We start from the raw sequence: 15,167 nt of genomic DNA on the forward strand, positions 1-15,167 counted from the left end.
GCTGCTGGACGCGTTGATGACGCACTCTCCTGGGGACGGGGGCCGTCTACGCGCGTAGTGCCCCTACGGCATGCAAAGGGGCGGCGCACTCGACCGACGGGGTACGAGGAGCCTGGCTCCTCGTACCCCGTCGAGCGGACGCGACCCCGGGTGGTTCAGGGGTGACTTGCCTCAGCTCGACTTGACCTTGATCTCGCCGCTGATGATCTTCTCCTTGGCCGTCTCGATGGCTTTCTGGAGCTCGGCGTCGTCCGCGAACTTCGGGTTGGAGTTCGACAGGCTCACCTCACCCGTCTTCAGATCGCCCTTGACGATACCGGTCGTGGGCGTGCCGTCCTCGACCGACTTCGCCAGGTTGTACACCGCCTTGGCGACGTCCTTCATGGCCGAGGTCAGGATCGAGTCCTTGTACGTGGCGAGGGCTTCCTGCTTGTACTGGTCGGAGTCGACACCGATCGCCCACACCTTGTTGGCGGCGGCGGCCTCGATGACACCCTGGCCGGACAGGCCGGCGGCCGCGTAGACGACGTCGGCCTTCTTCTCGATCTGGCCCTCGGCGGCGCTCTTGCCCTTGTCGGGGCTGGAGAAGCCGCCCTCCTCCGCGGTCTGGGTCAGGAACTGCGAGATGACCTTGACCTTGGGGTCGGTGTCCTTGACGCCCTGCTCGAAGCCCGCGCGGAACTTGTGGATCAGCGGGATGTTCACACCGCCCACGAAGCCGACCGTCTTCGTCTTGGTGGACTTGGCGGCGGCGACACCGGCCAGGTAGGAGGCCTGCTCCTCGGAGAAGACCAGGTCGGCGACGTTCTTCGCCTCGATCGTGGCGTCGTCGACGATGCCGAAGGTGGTGTCCGGGAACTTCTCCGCGGCACCCTTCACGGCGGCGGCGTACGCGTAGCCGACACCGACGACCGGGTTGTAACCCTGCTTCGCCAGCGAGACCAGGCGCTGCTCCTTGTCGGCGTCGGTCTCGCCGTCGGTGGGCTCGACGTCGGCCGTCTCGTAGCCGAACTCCTTCTTCGCCTGCTCCAGACCCGCGTACGCGGCGTCGTTGAAGGACTGGTCGCCCTTGCCGCCGACGTCGTACGCGATGGCGAGGCCCTTGTCACCCTTCGACTCCGAGGAGCTCGAGGAGGTGGAGGTGCCGCCACAGGCGGAGAGGGCGAGGGCCAGGGAGGCGGTCGCTGCGCCTGCGACCGTGATCCGGGAAATCCGGCGCATGTGTGGTGCTCCTAGTCGTACAAAGCGCCGGGACGTGTTCGGCTGCGGCGCTGGCTCTGCCGCAGATTAACGCGCGTAGACCTGCCTGAAAACCCCTTCTGTCCACCTTGTTATGCGGCCGTGGCCAATACGGCGTCGAGCGGTGGGCAGGGCGTTGCCGGGCGCGAACGGAGGGTGGCGGTGGGTGAGCGGGCACCCTCGGGAGCATCACCCCCGCGCCCCCTTCGTGCCCACGCGGCGGAGCCTCATACCGGCGCGGCCCCGCGCCCCCTGAAGGGGCGCGGGAACGACGGAGGGGGCCGGCACCCGACGGGCCGGCCCCCTCCGTGCGTGTGTACCGGGTTCGGCTACTGGGAGTCATTCGCAGTGCTCCGGCCTTCAGGCCGGGGGTGCAGCGGATCGTGTGGTCGCGACGCGGAGCGTCGCGGTGGCGTTCCGGCGGAGCCGGACTCTGCTTCGTCATGGTGACGGGTCGCTCGCATGTTCCCGGTGACGACGTGGGTTCGATGTGCCTAGGGTGATCGTCATGCGGCTCCGGTACGGCTTCCGCCTGTACCCGAACGCCGTCCAGCAGGCCGCGTTGGCCAGGGCGTTCGGGTGCGCCCGCGTGGTGTCCAACGACGCGGTCCGTGCCCGTGAGGACGCCCGTCGGGCCGGGCGGCCGTTCCCGACGGCCGGGGAGCTGTCCCGGAAGCTGATCACCGAGGCGAAGCGGACGGCCGGACGTGCCTGGCTGGGTGAGGTCTCCGCGGTGGTGCTCCAGCAGTCCCTGCGGGACGCCGACACCGCGTACCGCAACTTCTTCGCCTCCCTCAACGGCACCCGCAAGGGCCCGAAACTGGGTCCGCCGCGTTTGAAGTCCCGCAAGGATCACCGGCAGTCGGTCCGGTTCACCGCGAATGCCCGCTGGAAGATCACCGTCGCGGGCCGGCTGGACCTGCCGAAGATCGGGGCGGTGAAGGTGAAGTGGTCCCGCACACTGCCCGCCACCCCGACCTCCGTCACCGTCGTCAGGGACGCGGCCAGCCGGTTCTTCGCGTCCTTCGTCATCGACACCGACCCCGCCGCCGACCAGGCACGCATGCCCGCCACCGACCAGACCGTCGGTATCGACCTCGGCCTCACGCACTTCGCGGTCCTGTCCGACGGCACGAAGATCGACTCCCCGCGTTTCCTGCGCCGCGCGGAGAAGAAGCTGAAGAAGGCCCAGCGGGAGCTGTCCCGCAAGCAGAAGGGATCCAAGAACCGGGCCAAGGCCCGCCTGAAGGTCGCCCGCGCCCACGCCAAGGTGGCTGATGCACGCCGTGAGTTCCACCACCGGCTCTCCACGAAGCTGATCTCCGAGGACCAAGGGATCGCCGTGGAGGACCTGTCGGTGGCGGGACTGGCCCGCACCAGGCTGGCCAAGTCCGTCCATGACGCGGGCTGGGCGTCGTTCGTGAACATGCTGGAGTACAAGGCCGCCCGGTACGGGCGCACCCTGGTGAAGACCGGCCGGTTCGAGCCGACCAGCCAGACCTGCTCCACCTGCGGGGCCAAGGACGGGCCCAAACCCCTGCACGTGCGGGAATGGACCTGCAGCGCCTGCGGCACGGTCCACGACCGGGACCACAACGCCGCACTCAACATCGAAACGGCCGCCGGACTGGCGGTATCGGCCTGCGGAGCGCCGGTAAGACCAGAACCCGTTCTGGCACAGCGCGAAGAAACAGGAAGCCACGGATTCCCGACCGGAAACCGTGCCGCGTAGCGGCACGGCAACCAGTCGGGAAGGCCGGAATCCTCGCCCTTCAGGGCGAGGAGCATGTCAATCCGTCTTGACCTGGATGGAGCCGTCGATGATGCCTTCCTTGGCCTTGTTCACGGCGTCCGTCAGGCCGGGGATCTTGGCCATCTCCGGGTTGCTCTCGGACAGGCCGACGCCGTTCACCTTGAGGTCGAAGACCTGGGTGCCGGTCAGCGGCTTGCCGTCCTCGACGGACTTGGCCAGGGTGTACACCGCGCCGCCGACGTCCTTGAGGGCGGAGGTGAGGATGTAGTTCTTGTGCGCGGCGAGGGCTTCCTGCTGGTACTGGTCGGAGTCGACACCGATCGCCCAGACCTTCGCCTTGGCCGCGGCCTCGATGACGCCCTGACCGGAGAGACCGGCCGCCTGGTAGATGACGTCGGCCTTCTTCTCGATCTGGCCCTCGGCGGCGGCCTTGCCCTTGTCGGGGCTGGAGAAGCCGCCCTCCTCCGCGGTCTGCGTCAGGTACTGGGGGATCACCTTGACGCCGGGGTCGGTCGCCTTGACGCCCTGCTCGTAGCCGGCCTGGAACTTGTGGATCAGCGGGATGTCCACGCCGCCCACGAAGCCGACCGTCTTCGTCTTGGTGGCCTTGGCGGCGGCGACGCCGGCCAGGTAGGAGGCCTGCTCCTCGGCGAAGACGAGGGAGGTGACGTTGTCGCCCTCGACCACGGAGTCGACGATGCCGAAGGTGGTCTTCGGGTACTTCTCGGCGACGGCCTTCATCGCGGGGCCGTAGGCGAAGCCGACGCCGATGACCGGGTTGTAGCCCTGGCGGGCCAGCGAGGCCAGGCGCTGCTCCTTGTCCGCGTCGGTCTCGCCCTCGGTGGGCTCCACGTCGGCGGTCTTGTAGCCGAACTCGTCCTTGGCCTTGGTGAGGCCGGCGAAGGCCGCGTCGTTGAAGGACTGGTCGCCCTTGCCGCCGATGTCGTAGGCGATGGCGAGGCCGAGGTTCTCCTTGGAGCCGCCGCTGTCGCCGTTGTCACCGCTGGTGCCGCCGCAGGCGGTGGCGGCGAGTGCGAGCGAGGCGATCCCCACCGCGACGCGGGTCAGTTTGGATATCCGACGCATCTGAAGTTCCCCATTCTCCAAAGCCCCGCAGTGGGCGCTCGGTTCGGCGCACATTAACGCGCGTAGACACTCCTGGGAACGGGGGCGAGCGGGGCCGTTATCCATTCGTGCCGGTGGCCGGTTACGTCCTGGTGAATCAGGGGGACGTACGGGTCCGAAGCGGGCGGTCGGTGCGGGGCTCGTAGGTGCACGCGGCCCACGCTGCCTCCGGTGCGCGGGGCGCGCAAGCGGAGCGGGCAGGGGAGGTGACGGTGGGGACTGGTGGGGTGGGTGGGGAGGAGGTGGAGGGGATGGGTGAGGTGGAGGGGGGTGAGGACCGGGCAGGGTTTTCGCCCCCGCCGCCCCTTCCCGTCCCGACCCGGGGCTCCGCCCCGGACCCCGCTCCTCAAACGCCGGAGGGGCTGGATCGGGCGGAGGGGCTGGGTTGGGGTGGAGGAACTGGGTTGGGGCGGAAGGGCTGGGACTCCTAGCGCAGGGCGTCCAGGAGGGCGGCGCCGGTGAAGAGTTCCACTCCTACGGTGATGGCGTGTTCGTCCACGTCGAAGTCGCCCTGGTGCAGGTCGCGCACGGTGCGCTCGCCCGGGGGACGGACGCCGAGACGGGCCATGGCGCCGGGGACGCGCTCCAGGTACCAGGAGAAGTCCTCGCCGCCGAGGCTCTGTTCGGTGCCCTCGACGGAGTCGGCTCCGCGCCGGGCGATCATGGCGTCGCGCAGCAGCTCGGTGGCGCCGGCCTCGTTGACGACCGGCGGGACGCCGCGCACGTAGGTGATCTCCGACTTGGCGCGGTGCAGGTTGGCCACCTCGTCGATGGCGGCGACCACGACGTCGGGGGCCTGCCGCCAGGTCTCCAGGTCCAGGCAGCGCACGGTGCCGGACAGCTCGGCGTGCTGCGGGATGACGTTGGGCGCGTGGCCCGACTCGACCCGGCCCCAGGTCACGGCGAGTCCACTGCGGCTGTCGACCCGCCGGCCGACCAGTGCGGGCACGTCGGTGACGACCCGCGCGGCGGCGGTGACCAGGTCGGTGGTCAGGTGCGGGCGGGCGGTGTGGCCGCCGGGGCCGTCGAGGGCGATCTCCAGCCGGTCGCAGGCGGAGGTGATGGCGCCCTCGCGCAGCCCGATCTTCCCCGCGTCGACGCGGGGGTCGCAGTGCACGGCGAGGATCCGGCCGACGCCGTCGAGTCCGCCGTCCTCGACGACCTCGGCGGCGCCGCCGGGCAGCACCTCCTCGGCGGGCTGGAAGATCAGCCGCACGGGGCGGGGCAGCAGGCCCTGGCGGTGCAGTTCGGCGAGGACCAGGCCGGTGCCGAGCACGACGGTGGTGTGCACGTCGTGACCGCAGGCGTGGGCCCGGTCGGGCACGGTGGAGCGGTAGGGGCAGTCGGCCTTCATGTCGGGGATGGGCAGGCCGTCGATGTCGGCGCGCAGGGCGAGCATCGCCGAGTCCGTGCCGGCCTCGTCGTCGGTTCCGATGTCACAGATCAGACCGGTGCCGCCGGAGAGGACGCGCGGCTTCAGACCGGCCTGCTCGAGGCGTTCCTTGATCGCCGCGGTGGTGCGGAACTCCTGGTGACCGAGCTCCGGGTGCATGTGCAGGTCGCGTCGGAAGGCCACGAGTTCGGCGCGCAGGGCCTCGGGCAGCGCCCCGGGGAGCACCGCTCCCCCGGGGAGATCGATCTCGGACTCCAGTGACATCAGTGGTTTCACCCTTTGAAGGGTAGGGCGCCGGAGCCGTCCGCTGACCCCCGATCAAGAAAAATCAGCCCGTTGGAGGGAGAAAATCCGGCTGCCCTACGCATAGCTGTGTATTGAGGTGGGTACACTCACCGCCTTTTTGCGAGGGTATAGGCCGTTGGCCTGCCGGTCCATGAGGCCGGTCACAATCCGGGACATGGTTCCGGCACCCGTCCACTCCTCACGGTTACCACGATCGGCCGAAGGCACGCGGGCCGGTTCATTCGGCGGATGCCTCGACGCGGCAGCGGCCTGGGCATCCGCCGTGCCCGCCGTCAGGGCAGCAGCGTGAGGACCGGGGTGTGGGCGGGGCGTACCACGCTGAAGTGTCTGCGGTCGAGCGTCGCGACGCGCTCCACGCCGAAGCGTTCGGCAACGGCGATCACCGAGGCGTCGACGCCGCCGAGGGGGAAGTCCGCGTACCGCAGGACGAGCTCGCTCATCCGCTCCAGGTCCGCGGGAGTCAGATGGACCAGTTCGAAGGTCCCCTTGGCGACCTCGGAGAGGAACGCGGCCTCCACCTTGGGCCAGCGTTCCGGCAGTCAGCACACTTCGGTCAGGACCGGACTGGGCAGCAGACGGCGGCCGGTCATCGAGACCAGCAGAGAGGCGCATTCCGAGTGGCGGCGGTCGCCGGCGTTGAGGGCCGCCGCGAGCGGGCCCGTGTCGAGAACAATGGCGTTCACACCTGGTCGCCGAACCGCTCGCGCATGCGTTCCCGGATGTGGTCGTCATGCCGCTCGGCCAGGTCCTCGGGCCCGTTGACCGCGCCGATCAGGGACAGCAGCCCGTCCGGCGCCGACTGCTCCTCGTCGGGACGTGCCGGGAGCGCTTCGGCGGCCTGTGACAGTTCCTCGTCCTGGGTGACGAGCAGGCGTAGACGCCGCACCTGGGACGGCGTGAGCCGGTCCACCAGGTGGTGCATGTCCTCGTAGTCGGACGCTGCGGTCACGCGGCCAGTCTAGGGCAGCGCCCACCTCCCACGCCCTGACTTCCGGCAGCCGGAACTCAGACCGCCGGGACCGTCCGCAGGTGGTGGGCGGACCTGGCCGTGTCGGTGACGTTGGCCAGGAAGCCCTGGGCACGGGGGGAGGCGTGCTCGGTGAGCCAGGCGGGGTCTATGTCGCACACCACGACGCGGACGCCGGTGCCGGCGAGGGCCAGCGGGAGGGTGTGGACGACCGTGGAGGGGAAGCTGAGGACGGTGGAGCCGATGGGGCCGCGCCGGGCGATGAGCTCCAGCGGGAGCTCGGGGCGGACGATCTCCAGCCCCGTCTCGACGGCGAGCCGGTGGAGTTTCTCCGTGCTCTCGCGGCGGTGGGCGAAGTAGCGTTTGGCGCCGTGCGTGGCGGCCAGGGCGCGTACGGCCTCCAGGTAGGCGTCGGCGTCCACCACGCCGGTCTCCACCAGGGACGTGCCGACCATGTCGGCGCCCCGGGTGACGCGGGGCGGGCCGAAGCGGTCCCGGGTCCAGGCGAAGGTGTGGGAGCTGACGGTGACGCCGGGCGGGGTGTCCTCCATGGGCATGGAGGTGAAGACCTCCACCGTGCGCTTCGCCCCGGGGGTGAGCCGGCGCCGGGCGGCGGCGGACACGGGGGCGAGGACGAGTTCGCGGGGGCCGGGGCGGCCGCCCTTGCGGTGCCAGCGCACCAGGCGTTCACCCCGGGCGAGCTGGCCGACGAACTCCATGGTCGCGGTGCCGTCGTCGACGACGACGACCTCACGGGCGCGGGTGATCGTCAGCAGCAGCTGGACGTAGCGGGAGAAGGGGTCACCGAGGACGACGCGGGTGGCCCGGCGGAGCGGGGCGGTCAGACCGCCGACCGTCTGGAACGGTGCGCCGGCTCCTCCCCGCGCCTCCTCCCAGCGGACCTCGTGGCCCTCCTCGCGGGCCAGCTCCGCCATGCGGCGCAGCTGGCCGCGGGTCATGGGGTCGACCGGGGACAGCACCACGAGGGTGAGCCCCACGCCGGGCGCATGCGCGTGCGCCCACTCCAGCACGTTGAGCAGTTGTACCGGGCTCTCGACGAAGGCGAGAGTGTGGGGGCCGGGCCGGCCGGCGCGGGGGCTCATCGACGTACGACCGTTCCCGTCGTCGTAAGGGATGGGTGGGTTCGACTGCTCAGACGGCGAGGGGCTCGCCGGCGGCGGCGGCGATCTCCGCCTCGGCGACCACGCCGGTGACGCGGCGGAGCTTCTTCATCGGGCCGAGCTCGGAGTCGTAGACCTTCTTGACGCCGTCGCCGAGGGAGGCCTCGATGGTGCGGATGTCGCGGACCAGGCGCTGCAGGCCCTGCGGCTCGACGGAGGCGGCCTGGTCGGAGCCCCACATGGCGCGGTCGAGGGTGATGTGGCGCTCGACGAAGACGGCGCCGAGGGCGACGGCGGCGAGGGTGGTCTGCAGGCCCGTCTCGTGGCCGGAGTAGCCGATCGGGACGTTCGGGTACTCCTGCTGGAGGGTGTTGATGACGCGGAGGTTGAGCTCCTCCGCCTTCGCCGGGTAGGTGGAGGTGGCGTGGCAGAGCAGGATGTTGTCGCTGCCCAGGACCTCGACGGCGTGGCGGATCTGCTTCGGGGTGGACATGCCGGTGGAGAGGATGACCGTACGGCCGGTGGCGCGCAGGGCGCGCAGCAGCTCGTCGTCGGTGAGGGAGGCGGAGGCCACCTTGTGGGCGGGGACGTCGAACTTCTCCAGGAAGGCGACGGCCTCGGTGTCCCACGGGGAGGCGAACCAGTCGATCCCCTTCTCCTTGCAGTACTCGTCGATCCGGCGGTACTCGTCCTCTCCGAACTCCACGCGGTGGCGGTAGTCGATGTACGTCATCCGGCCCCAGGGAGTGTCGCGCTCGATGTCCCACTGGTCGCGCGGGGTGCAGATCTCCGGGGTGCGCTTCTGGAACTTGACCGCGTCGCAGCCGGCCTCGGCGGCGGCGTCGATCAGCTTGAAGGCGTTCTCGATGTCGCCGTTGTGGTTGATGCCGATCTCGCCGGTGACGTACACGGGGCGGCCGGGGCCGGCTTCGCGGGTGCCGAAGGTGCGGATGCGGGAGTTGGTGCTCATGTCCGGGGTTTCCTTACTTGGGGAGGGAATCGAGAGAGGGACCGAGGATCCAGCCGGCGATCTCTCGGATCGCGCCGTCACCGCCGGGGAGGGTGGTGACCGCGCGTGCGGCGCCGCGTACGACGTCGTGGGCGCTCGCGACCGCCACGGGCCAGCCGACGAGGGCGAAGCACGGGAGGTCGTTGACGTCGTTGCCGACGTAGAGCACGCGCTCGGGCGCGATGCCCTGTTCCTCGCACCACTGCTTGAGCGCGAGGTCCTTGCGGTCGATGCCGTGCAGCACGGGGAGCCTGAGCTTGCGTGCGCGGGCGGCGACGACCGGGTTCTGCTCCGTGGACAGGATCAGCAGCTTCAGGCCGCTGCGGCGCAGGGCCGCGATGCCGAGTCCGTCCCCGCGGTGCACGGAGACGAACTCCCGTCCGTCGGAGTCGATCAGCACCCTGTCGTCGGTCTGGGTGCCGTCGAAGTCGAGGACGACCGCGTCGATGTCGTCGGCGGTCGGGAGGGCGCCGGGCCGGTCCCCGTCGAAGAGCGGGGCGAGGGCGCGGGCCCGGGCGAGGTCGTGCGGGTCGTCGATCTCCAGGACGCGGGCCGGGTCGGTGCGCACGAGTTCGGTGCGGCCGAAGAACCGGTGCTGGTGCTCGCGGAAGCCGGCCGCGTCCATGGCGTAGGCGGCGCCGGTCTCCAGGAGGTCCTGGGGGCGGTCCTGGCGGCGGGGGCGGAAGGACTTGTCGTGGTTGACGCCGTGGCCTCCGGCGGCCGACGGGTCCGCTCCCGCGCCGGGGGTCCCGTCCGTCGCGTCCCGCCAGATGAAGCCGTGGAAGGGGGCGACGGTCACCGCGGTGTCGGCGCCCTGGTCGACGACCGCGCCGGCCACTGAGTCGACGTCCTCGCGGAGCAGGAAGGGGCTGGTGCACTGCACGAGCAGGACGACGTCCACGGGGGCGCCGTGGAGGGCCTCGTGGGTGTCCATCGCGTGCAGGACGGCGGCCTCGGAGGTGGCGGTGTCGCCGGCGATGGCGGCGGGCCGCAGCACGACCTCGGCGCCGGCCTGCCGGGCGGCGGCCGCGATGGCCTGGTCGTCGGTGGAGACGACGACGTCCGTGACGTACCGGGAGGCGCGGCACTCGCGGACGGCGCGCGCCACCAGGGGGACGCCGCCGACGGGGGCGAGGTTCTTCGCGGGTACGCCCTTGGAGCCGCCGCGCGCGGGGATCACGGCGAGCACACGGCGCACCGTCGGCGGGTGGGACATGGGATCAGCTCCTTGAGCAGGGGTCGGGCCGGTCACAGCTCCCCCATCCGGCGGATCACCGGGGCCACGCGCTGCACGCCGTGCCGGTAGGCGCCGCGCGCCGCCCGGCGCACGATCTGCCGGACCGGTCCGGGCTCCTTGTCGGCGGCGGGCGCGCCGGGCAGCGGGGTGCCGTCCGGGCCGAGGTGGTGGCGGGCGAGGATGCCGGGCAGGTAGCCGGGCGCGGTGACGGGCGTGTAGTACGGGGTGAGGGGCGGCAGTCCGCCGGGGCGGTCGAGCAGCTTGGCGATGCGCGCGCGGGCCGCGTCGAAGGCCGTCCCGTACGAGCCGTCCGACGCGACACCCTGCCGGGCGACCCACTCCGCGTCGGGCACCGGGCGGTGTCCGTCGTCGAGCTGGTCCCAGGAGGCGAGGCAGCCGGAGCCGAGGAAGTGGTGGTTGCCGAGGGATTCCCGGATGCCGAGGTCGGTGAGGACCGCGGTCGGGATGCGGCGGTGCAGCGACTCCAGGGCGGCCGTGGAGCTGACGGTGACGAGCAGGTCGGTCCGGTCGAGGACCTCGCCCATGTGCCCGTAGACCAGGCGGAAGTTGGCGGGGAGGTCCAGCCGCTGGGACAGCTTCTGGTAGGGCAGCTCCTCGATGTGCGTGGTGTGTTCGCCGGGCTTGGAGCGCAGCTTCAGCAGCACCTCGCGCTCGGGGTGCCGGCGGGCGTGCTCCACCAGCCGGTTCAGCAGGTACGTACGGTCCTTGCGGCTCTCCGGGACGGAGGGCTGGGCGGCGAAGACGACCGTGTAGGGCTCGTGTTCGCCCTCGTAGGAGTCCCCGCCGAGGAACGGCAGCGCGACCTCGGTCACCGAGGAGGCGTCGGCGCCCACGCCTTCGTACACGGCGCGGAAACGGTCCGCGTCCTGGCGGGAGTTGGCGAGCACCAGGTCGGCGCCGTGACGCAGCAGCAGGCCGTCGGCGAGCTTCTCGTAGACGACGCCGACGTATCCGGTGACGACGACGGGCCGCCGCGGCCGGTCCTCCCAGGCGCGCTTGAGTCCGTGCAGCATCGCCTGCACCCCGCCGCCGACCAGGGCGAGCACGAGGAGGTCGTACGACTCCTCGCGCATCGCGCGCAGGAACTCGACGGCGGTGACCTCGCGGAGCGAGTCCGCGGTGACGCCGACCTCGCCGAGCTGGCGGGCGGTGGGGGTGGCGCGGCCCCGCAGCAGGAATCCGTCGAGGCGGACGTCCCGCGGAGCGACGCGGTTCGCGGTGAGCGCGCCCCATTTCCACCGGGTGTCGGAATCCGCGAGGACCGCGACCCTGAGAGGCTTCGTTGCACTTGCTGGCACGTCGAAGACGCTAGGAAGCGAATTCTAGGCATGGCCCAACCGTGAATCAACGAGAAGTTAACAACACACCACCGAAAGCCGAACCGGCCCGCGGATTCCCTGGAAGCACAAGCGATGCACCATTCCGACACATCGAGTTCACCCTGTGTATGCCCGTCGGAAAGTTCCCCTGTCCGGCAATCTCCTAGCGTTTCGAGGGTGCCGAAGCTTTCCGTGATCGTGCCGTTCTACAATGTGCGGCAATACGCCCTCGATGCCCTGCGAAGTCTGCGTGCCAATGCGCGCGACGACTTCGAATTCATTCTCGTCGACGACTGTTCGACCGACGGAACCGCAGACCTTCTCTCACGCGCGGAACATGAACTGCAGGGGGCGGTACTGGTCAGACACGAACGGAACGGCGGTCTGGCGACCGCCCGCAACACCGGCATCGACCGGGCCCGTGGCGAGTACCTGACCTTCATGGACGGCGACGACTGGCTGGCGCCCGGCTACTACGCCCGGCTGGTCGCCGCGATCGAGGCGCTCGGCTGCGACTTCGTCCGCACCGATCACGTGCAGTGCACGGCGCGGGCCCGCACCGTGCACCGCGTCCCGCACGGCCGGCGCAACGTGACGCTGCGGCCGCGCGACGCGATCCTGCCCGCCCACCGGACCACTTCCGTCGACTACGCCTATGCCTGGGCGGGCATCTACCACCGTCGTCTGGTCGATCGCGGCCTGCTGCACTTCACCGACGGGCTGCGCACGGCGGAGGACCGGCCCTGGATCTGGAAGCTGCACCGGGAGGCGGAGTCCTTCGCGGTGACCAGCCTGCTGGGGGTCTTCTACCGGCGCGGCGTCACCTCGTCGCTGACGCAGATCGGCGACGCCCGGCAACTCGACTTCATCCGCGCGTTCGACCAGGTGATCGAGGAGACCGCGAGGGACCCGGAGGCGGCGGCGCTGCTGCCGAAGGCCGTGCGCACGTACTGCGCGATCATCGCCCACCACCTGGGCGCCGTCGACAGGTTCGAGCCGTCCGTGGCGAGGAAGTTGAAGGTGATGAGCGCCGCCGCTCTGCGGCGCATGCCGCAGGACGTACTCGACGGCGCGCTCGGCTCGATGGACGCCGAGCGCGCCGGACGGCTGCGCCGGCTGCGGCGTCGTCCGGCGCCGGCCGCGGAGGTGGCGGCGTGAGCACACAGATCTTCATGGCGTCGACCCTGTACGGCACCGCCACGCTCGCCGCCGCTCTCGACTCGGGCTGCTTCGCACCCGCCGACCGGCGGATCCTGCTGGTCTCCAACAACGCGGTGACGCCGGAGACGACACCCTCCGTCGACGAGATGCCCGGGTTCGAGCGGCTGCGGTCGCGCTTCGACGACGTGGTGTCGTGGAACGAGGCCGTCTTCCCCTTCCATCCCGGTGGCTGGGAACCGCGGGTGGACGACGTGCCCCTGTGGGAGCGGTATCTGCGGCTGGCCTGGAACATCGGTGACGACGACGTGGCGCTCGCGGTGGAGTCCATCCAGGTCAACCCGGCCCTCGGCGTGGCGCAGATCTTCACCGACGCGCCCGTCACCGTCTACGCGGACGGCCTGATGAGCTACGGCCCCACCCGCAACAAGATCGATCCGCTGGTCGGCACACGGGTGGAGCGCCTGCTCCACCTGGACCTGGTGCCGGGGCTCCGGCCGCTGCTGCTCACCGAGTTCGGTGTCGCGTCGGAGGTGGTGCCGACCCCGGCGTTCACCAAGGTGCTCGCCGAGCTGGTCGACACCGGCGCCGCGCTGCCGGACGTGGAGGAGCCCGCGCTGCTGCTGGGCCAGTACCTGTCCGCGCTGCGCATCCTCTCCGTCGAGGAGGAGGAGGACCTGCACGTACGGATGCTGAAGGGCGCGGTGGAACTGGGTCACACCCGGGTGCTGTTCAAGCCGCACCCCACGGCCCCGGCCCGTTTCACCCGCACCCTGGAGCGGGAGGCCGAGCGGCTCGGTGCCGATCTCACGGTGCTGGACACCCCGGTGCTCGCCGAGGTGCTCTACCAGCGGATGCGTCCGGCGCTGGTCGTCGGCTGCTTCTCCACGGCCCTGCTCACCGCGTCCGAGCTGTACGGTCTGCCGGTCGCCCGGGTCGGCACGGACACGCTGCTGAAACGGCTGACGCCGTACGAGAACAGCAACCGCGTCCCCGTCACGATCGTCCACGCGCTGCTGCCCTCGCCGGACGACCGCGCGGCCGTCGCGGAGCGGCGCGGGAGCATGGACACCGAGGCGCTCGGCGACCTCGTGCGGGCCGTCGGGTTCGCGATGCAGCCGAAGATCCTCCCGGAACTGCGGGCCGGGACCGAGCGGTATCTGTCGACGCGGCTGGACGACGGGACCCTGAGGTACTTCACGAAGAAGCGGCTGACGTCCCTGGGGCTGCCGGGCGGAATTCCGGCCCAGCTGGGCTTCCTGCCGCGCAACGCCACCGTACGGCGGGTCGCGCGCAAGGCACGCGGTCTGCGGCGGGCGGTGGCACGCCGGCGGGCGGCCCCCGCTTCCACCGGTGAACAGTGAATGAAGCCCGTCGGACATTCGGCCGAGAGGAATGCATTCCCCGGATTCGCTGGTGTATCAACGGTCGTGCGTTCCGTACCGCGTTGCCGCCCTCCTCCAGCGCTGTCCCACCCGTGAGGCATCCATGACGAAGCTCAGTCGGCTCTATCCTCTCCTCGGCGACGTCCGGCTGCCGGACACCCTTCCCTACTCCCAGGTGAGCACCTGGGAGTTGCAGTTCCTCTACCTGCTGGGACGCCATCACCTCACGGGCGAGGACCGGCTGGTCGAACTGGGCTCCGGCGGGGGCGGATCCACGTACGCCCTCGCCCTCGGTCTGCGGGAGAGCCCGGTGTTCGACGAGCGCACGGGCCGGCTGCACGCGTACGACTTCTTCCGCGTGGGCAAGGGCACGTTCGCCACGGAGAAGTTCTTCACCGACGGAGCGAAGCCGCGGGGCGAGAACTCCTTCCTGGACGACTTCCGCGGGCGGCTGGAGCCGTTCCTGCCGTTCCTGGAGATCCACGCCGGGGACCTCTGGCAGACCTCCGACCCCGAGGACACCACCCCCGTCGAGTTCCTGCACGTCGACATCGCCAAGACGGCACGGGTGTTCCGGTGCGTGACCGAACGGTTCCTGACCCGGCTGCGACCGGGCTCGGTGGTGCTGCACCAGGACTTCGCCGGACCGCGGCTGCCGTGGCTGCACCACAGCACCGGCGCGCTGCTGCCGTACATAGAGATCGCCGGGCCGCCGGTCCGCTCCACGCTCGCCTTCGAGGTGGTCCGGCCGATCCCCGGGCACGTGCTGAAGGCCGTCGCGGAGGACTCCTACTCCGTCGACGAGAAACTGGCGCTGATCTCCGCCGTCCAGGAGCAGATCGACCGCGACCACACGGGCGGGATCCCCTTCAAGTCGGTCCTGGAGTTCGCCAAGGCCTACACCGCCCACTACGCCGGCGAGCACCGTCGGGCCTGGTCGATCGCCAAGCCGCTGACCTCCGACGCGTACCTGAGCCGGACCCGCGCGGACCACTTCGAACAGTTGCGCAAGGCGTACGAACAGGACCGGGAGCAGCACGGCGGTTCCCGCCTGACCCGGCTGGTGAGGAAGGCCGTGGGCCGCTGAACCCGCGTGCGTGAGCCCCCGCGGTCCACCGGCCGCGGGGGCTCACC

The 15,167-nt window shown here is 70.8% G+C and carries 14 protein-coding genes; 4 read left to right on the forward strand and 10 right to left on the reverse strand.

Annotated features, from left to right (window positions below; all coding sequences use genetic code 11):
* Positions 1 to 171: 171 nt before the first annotated feature.
* Positions 172 to 1,221 (reverse strand): BMP family protein, encoded by a 1,050-nt coding sequence (locus tag ACF1DX_RS06730; RefSeq protein WP_391790136.1) that lies wholly within the window; start codon positions 1,219 to 1,221, stop codon positions 172 to 174.
* 526 nt (positions 1,222 to 1,747) lie between these two features.
* Between ACF1DX_RS06730 and ACF1DX_RS06735 the strand changes: the two genes are divergently transcribed.
* Positions 1,748 to 2,971, forward strand: a complete 1,224-nt coding sequence (locus tag ACF1DX_RS06735; protein WP_391790137.1) for an RNA-guided endonuclease InsQ/TnpB family protein — start codon at positions 1,748 to 1,750, stop codon at positions 2,969 to 2,971.
* Between the two features lie 57 nt (positions 2,972 to 3,028).
* Here ACF1DX_RS06735 and ACF1DX_RS06740 read toward each other — a convergent pair whose 3' ends face one another.
* The 9 genes from ACF1DX_RS06740 to ACF1DX_RS06780 form a co-directional block, all read right to left on the reverse strand.
* Positions 3,029 to 4,078, reverse strand: coding sequence for a BMP family protein (locus tag ACF1DX_RS06740; RefSeq protein ID WP_391790138.1), 1,050 nt, complete (start codon positions 4,076 to 4,078; stop codon positions 3,029 to 3,031).
* Positions 4,079 to 4,544: 466 nt separating this feature from the next.
* Complete coding sequence (locus ACF1DX_RS06745; protein WP_391790469.1) at positions 4,545 to 5,774, reverse strand: M20 family metallopeptidase; 1,230 nt, start codon at positions 5,772 to 5,774, stop codon at positions 4,545 to 4,547.
* Between the two features lie 314 nt (positions 5,775 to 6,088).
* A complete protein-coding gene (locus tag ACF1DX_RS06750; protein WP_391790139.1) occupies positions 6,089 to 6,334 on the reverse strand; it encodes a PIN domain-containing protein in 246 nt (81 codons plus the stop codon).
* A gap of 21 nt (positions 6,335 to 6,355) precedes the next feature.
* Complete coding sequence (locus tag ACF1DX_RS06755) at positions 6,356 to 6,499, reverse strand: hypothetical protein (protein WP_391790140.1); 144 nt, start codon at positions 6,497 to 6,499, stop codon at positions 6,356 to 6,358.
* Entirely contained in the window at positions 6,496 to 6,765 is a 270-nt protein-coding gene (locus tag ACF1DX_RS06760) for a hypothetical protein (RefSeq protein WP_391790141.1), read from the reverse strand. The genes ACF1DX_RS06755 and ACF1DX_RS06760 overlap by 4 nt, the downstream gene beginning before the upstream one ends.
* Positions 6,766 to 6,821: 56 nt before the next feature.
* Positions 6,822 to 7,886, reverse strand: a complete 1,065-nt coding sequence (locus ACF1DX_RS06765; RefSeq protein ID WP_391790142.1) for a hypothetical protein — start codon at positions 7,884 to 7,886, stop codon at positions 6,822 to 6,824.
* A gap of 49 nt (positions 7,887 to 7,935) precedes the next feature.
* On the reverse strand, positions 7,936 to 8,874 hold the full coding sequence (locus ACF1DX_RS06770) for an N-acetylneuraminate synthase family protein (protein WP_391790143.1): 939 nt from the start codon (positions 8,872 to 8,874) through the stop codon (positions 7,936 to 7,938).
* Between the two features lie 13 nt (positions 8,875 to 8,887).
* On the reverse strand, positions 8,888 to 10,129 hold the full coding sequence (locus tag ACF1DX_RS06775; RefSeq protein ID WP_391790144.1) for a cytidylyltransferase domain-containing protein: 1,242 nt from the start codon (positions 10,127 to 10,129) through the stop codon (positions 8,888 to 8,890).
* Positions 10,130 to 10,161: 32 nt separating this feature from the next.
* Positions 10,162 to 11,469: a DUF6716 putative glycosyltransferase gene (locus ACF1DX_RS06780; RefSeq protein ID WP_391790145.1), complete on the reverse strand. Its 1,308-nt coding sequence runs from the start codon at positions 11,467 to 11,469 to the stop codon at positions 10,162 to 10,164.
* 198 nt (positions 11,470 to 11,667) lie between these two features.
* Here ACF1DX_RS06780 and ACF1DX_RS06785 point away from each other — a divergent pair, with 198 nt between their 5' ends.
* From ACF1DX_RS06785 to ACF1DX_RS06795, 3 genes are all read left to right on the forward strand, one after another.
* Positions 11,668 to 12,648 carry a glycosyltransferase family 2 protein gene (locus ACF1DX_RS06785; RefSeq protein WP_391790146.1) on the forward strand — a complete coding sequence of 327 codons (981 nt, stop codon included), beginning with the start codon at positions 11,668 to 11,670 and terminating at the stop codon, positions 12,646 to 12,648.
* Positions 12,645 to 14,012 carry an alpha-2,8-polysialyltransferase family protein gene (locus tag ACF1DX_RS06790; protein ID WP_391790147.1) on the forward strand — a complete coding sequence of 456 codons (1,368 nt, stop codon included), beginning with the start codon at positions 12,645 to 12,647 and terminating at the stop codon, positions 14,010 to 14,012. The genes ACF1DX_RS06785 and ACF1DX_RS06790 overlap by 4 nt, the downstream gene beginning before the upstream one ends.
* Positions 14,013 to 14,136: 124 nt before the next feature.
* Positions 14,137 to 15,120 carry a hypothetical protein gene (locus ACF1DX_RS06795; protein ID WP_391790148.1) on the forward strand — a complete coding sequence of 328 codons (984 nt, stop codon included), beginning with the start codon at positions 14,137 to 14,139 and terminating at the stop codon, positions 15,118 to 15,120.
* Positions 15,121 to 15,167: the final 47 nt, after the last annotated feature.

This window comes from Streptomyces sp. NPDC014676 (genome assembly GCF_043084105.1).
In the GTDB taxonomy this organism is placed as follows: Bacteria; Actinomycetota; Actinomycetes; order Streptomycetales; family Streptomycetaceae; genus Streptomyces.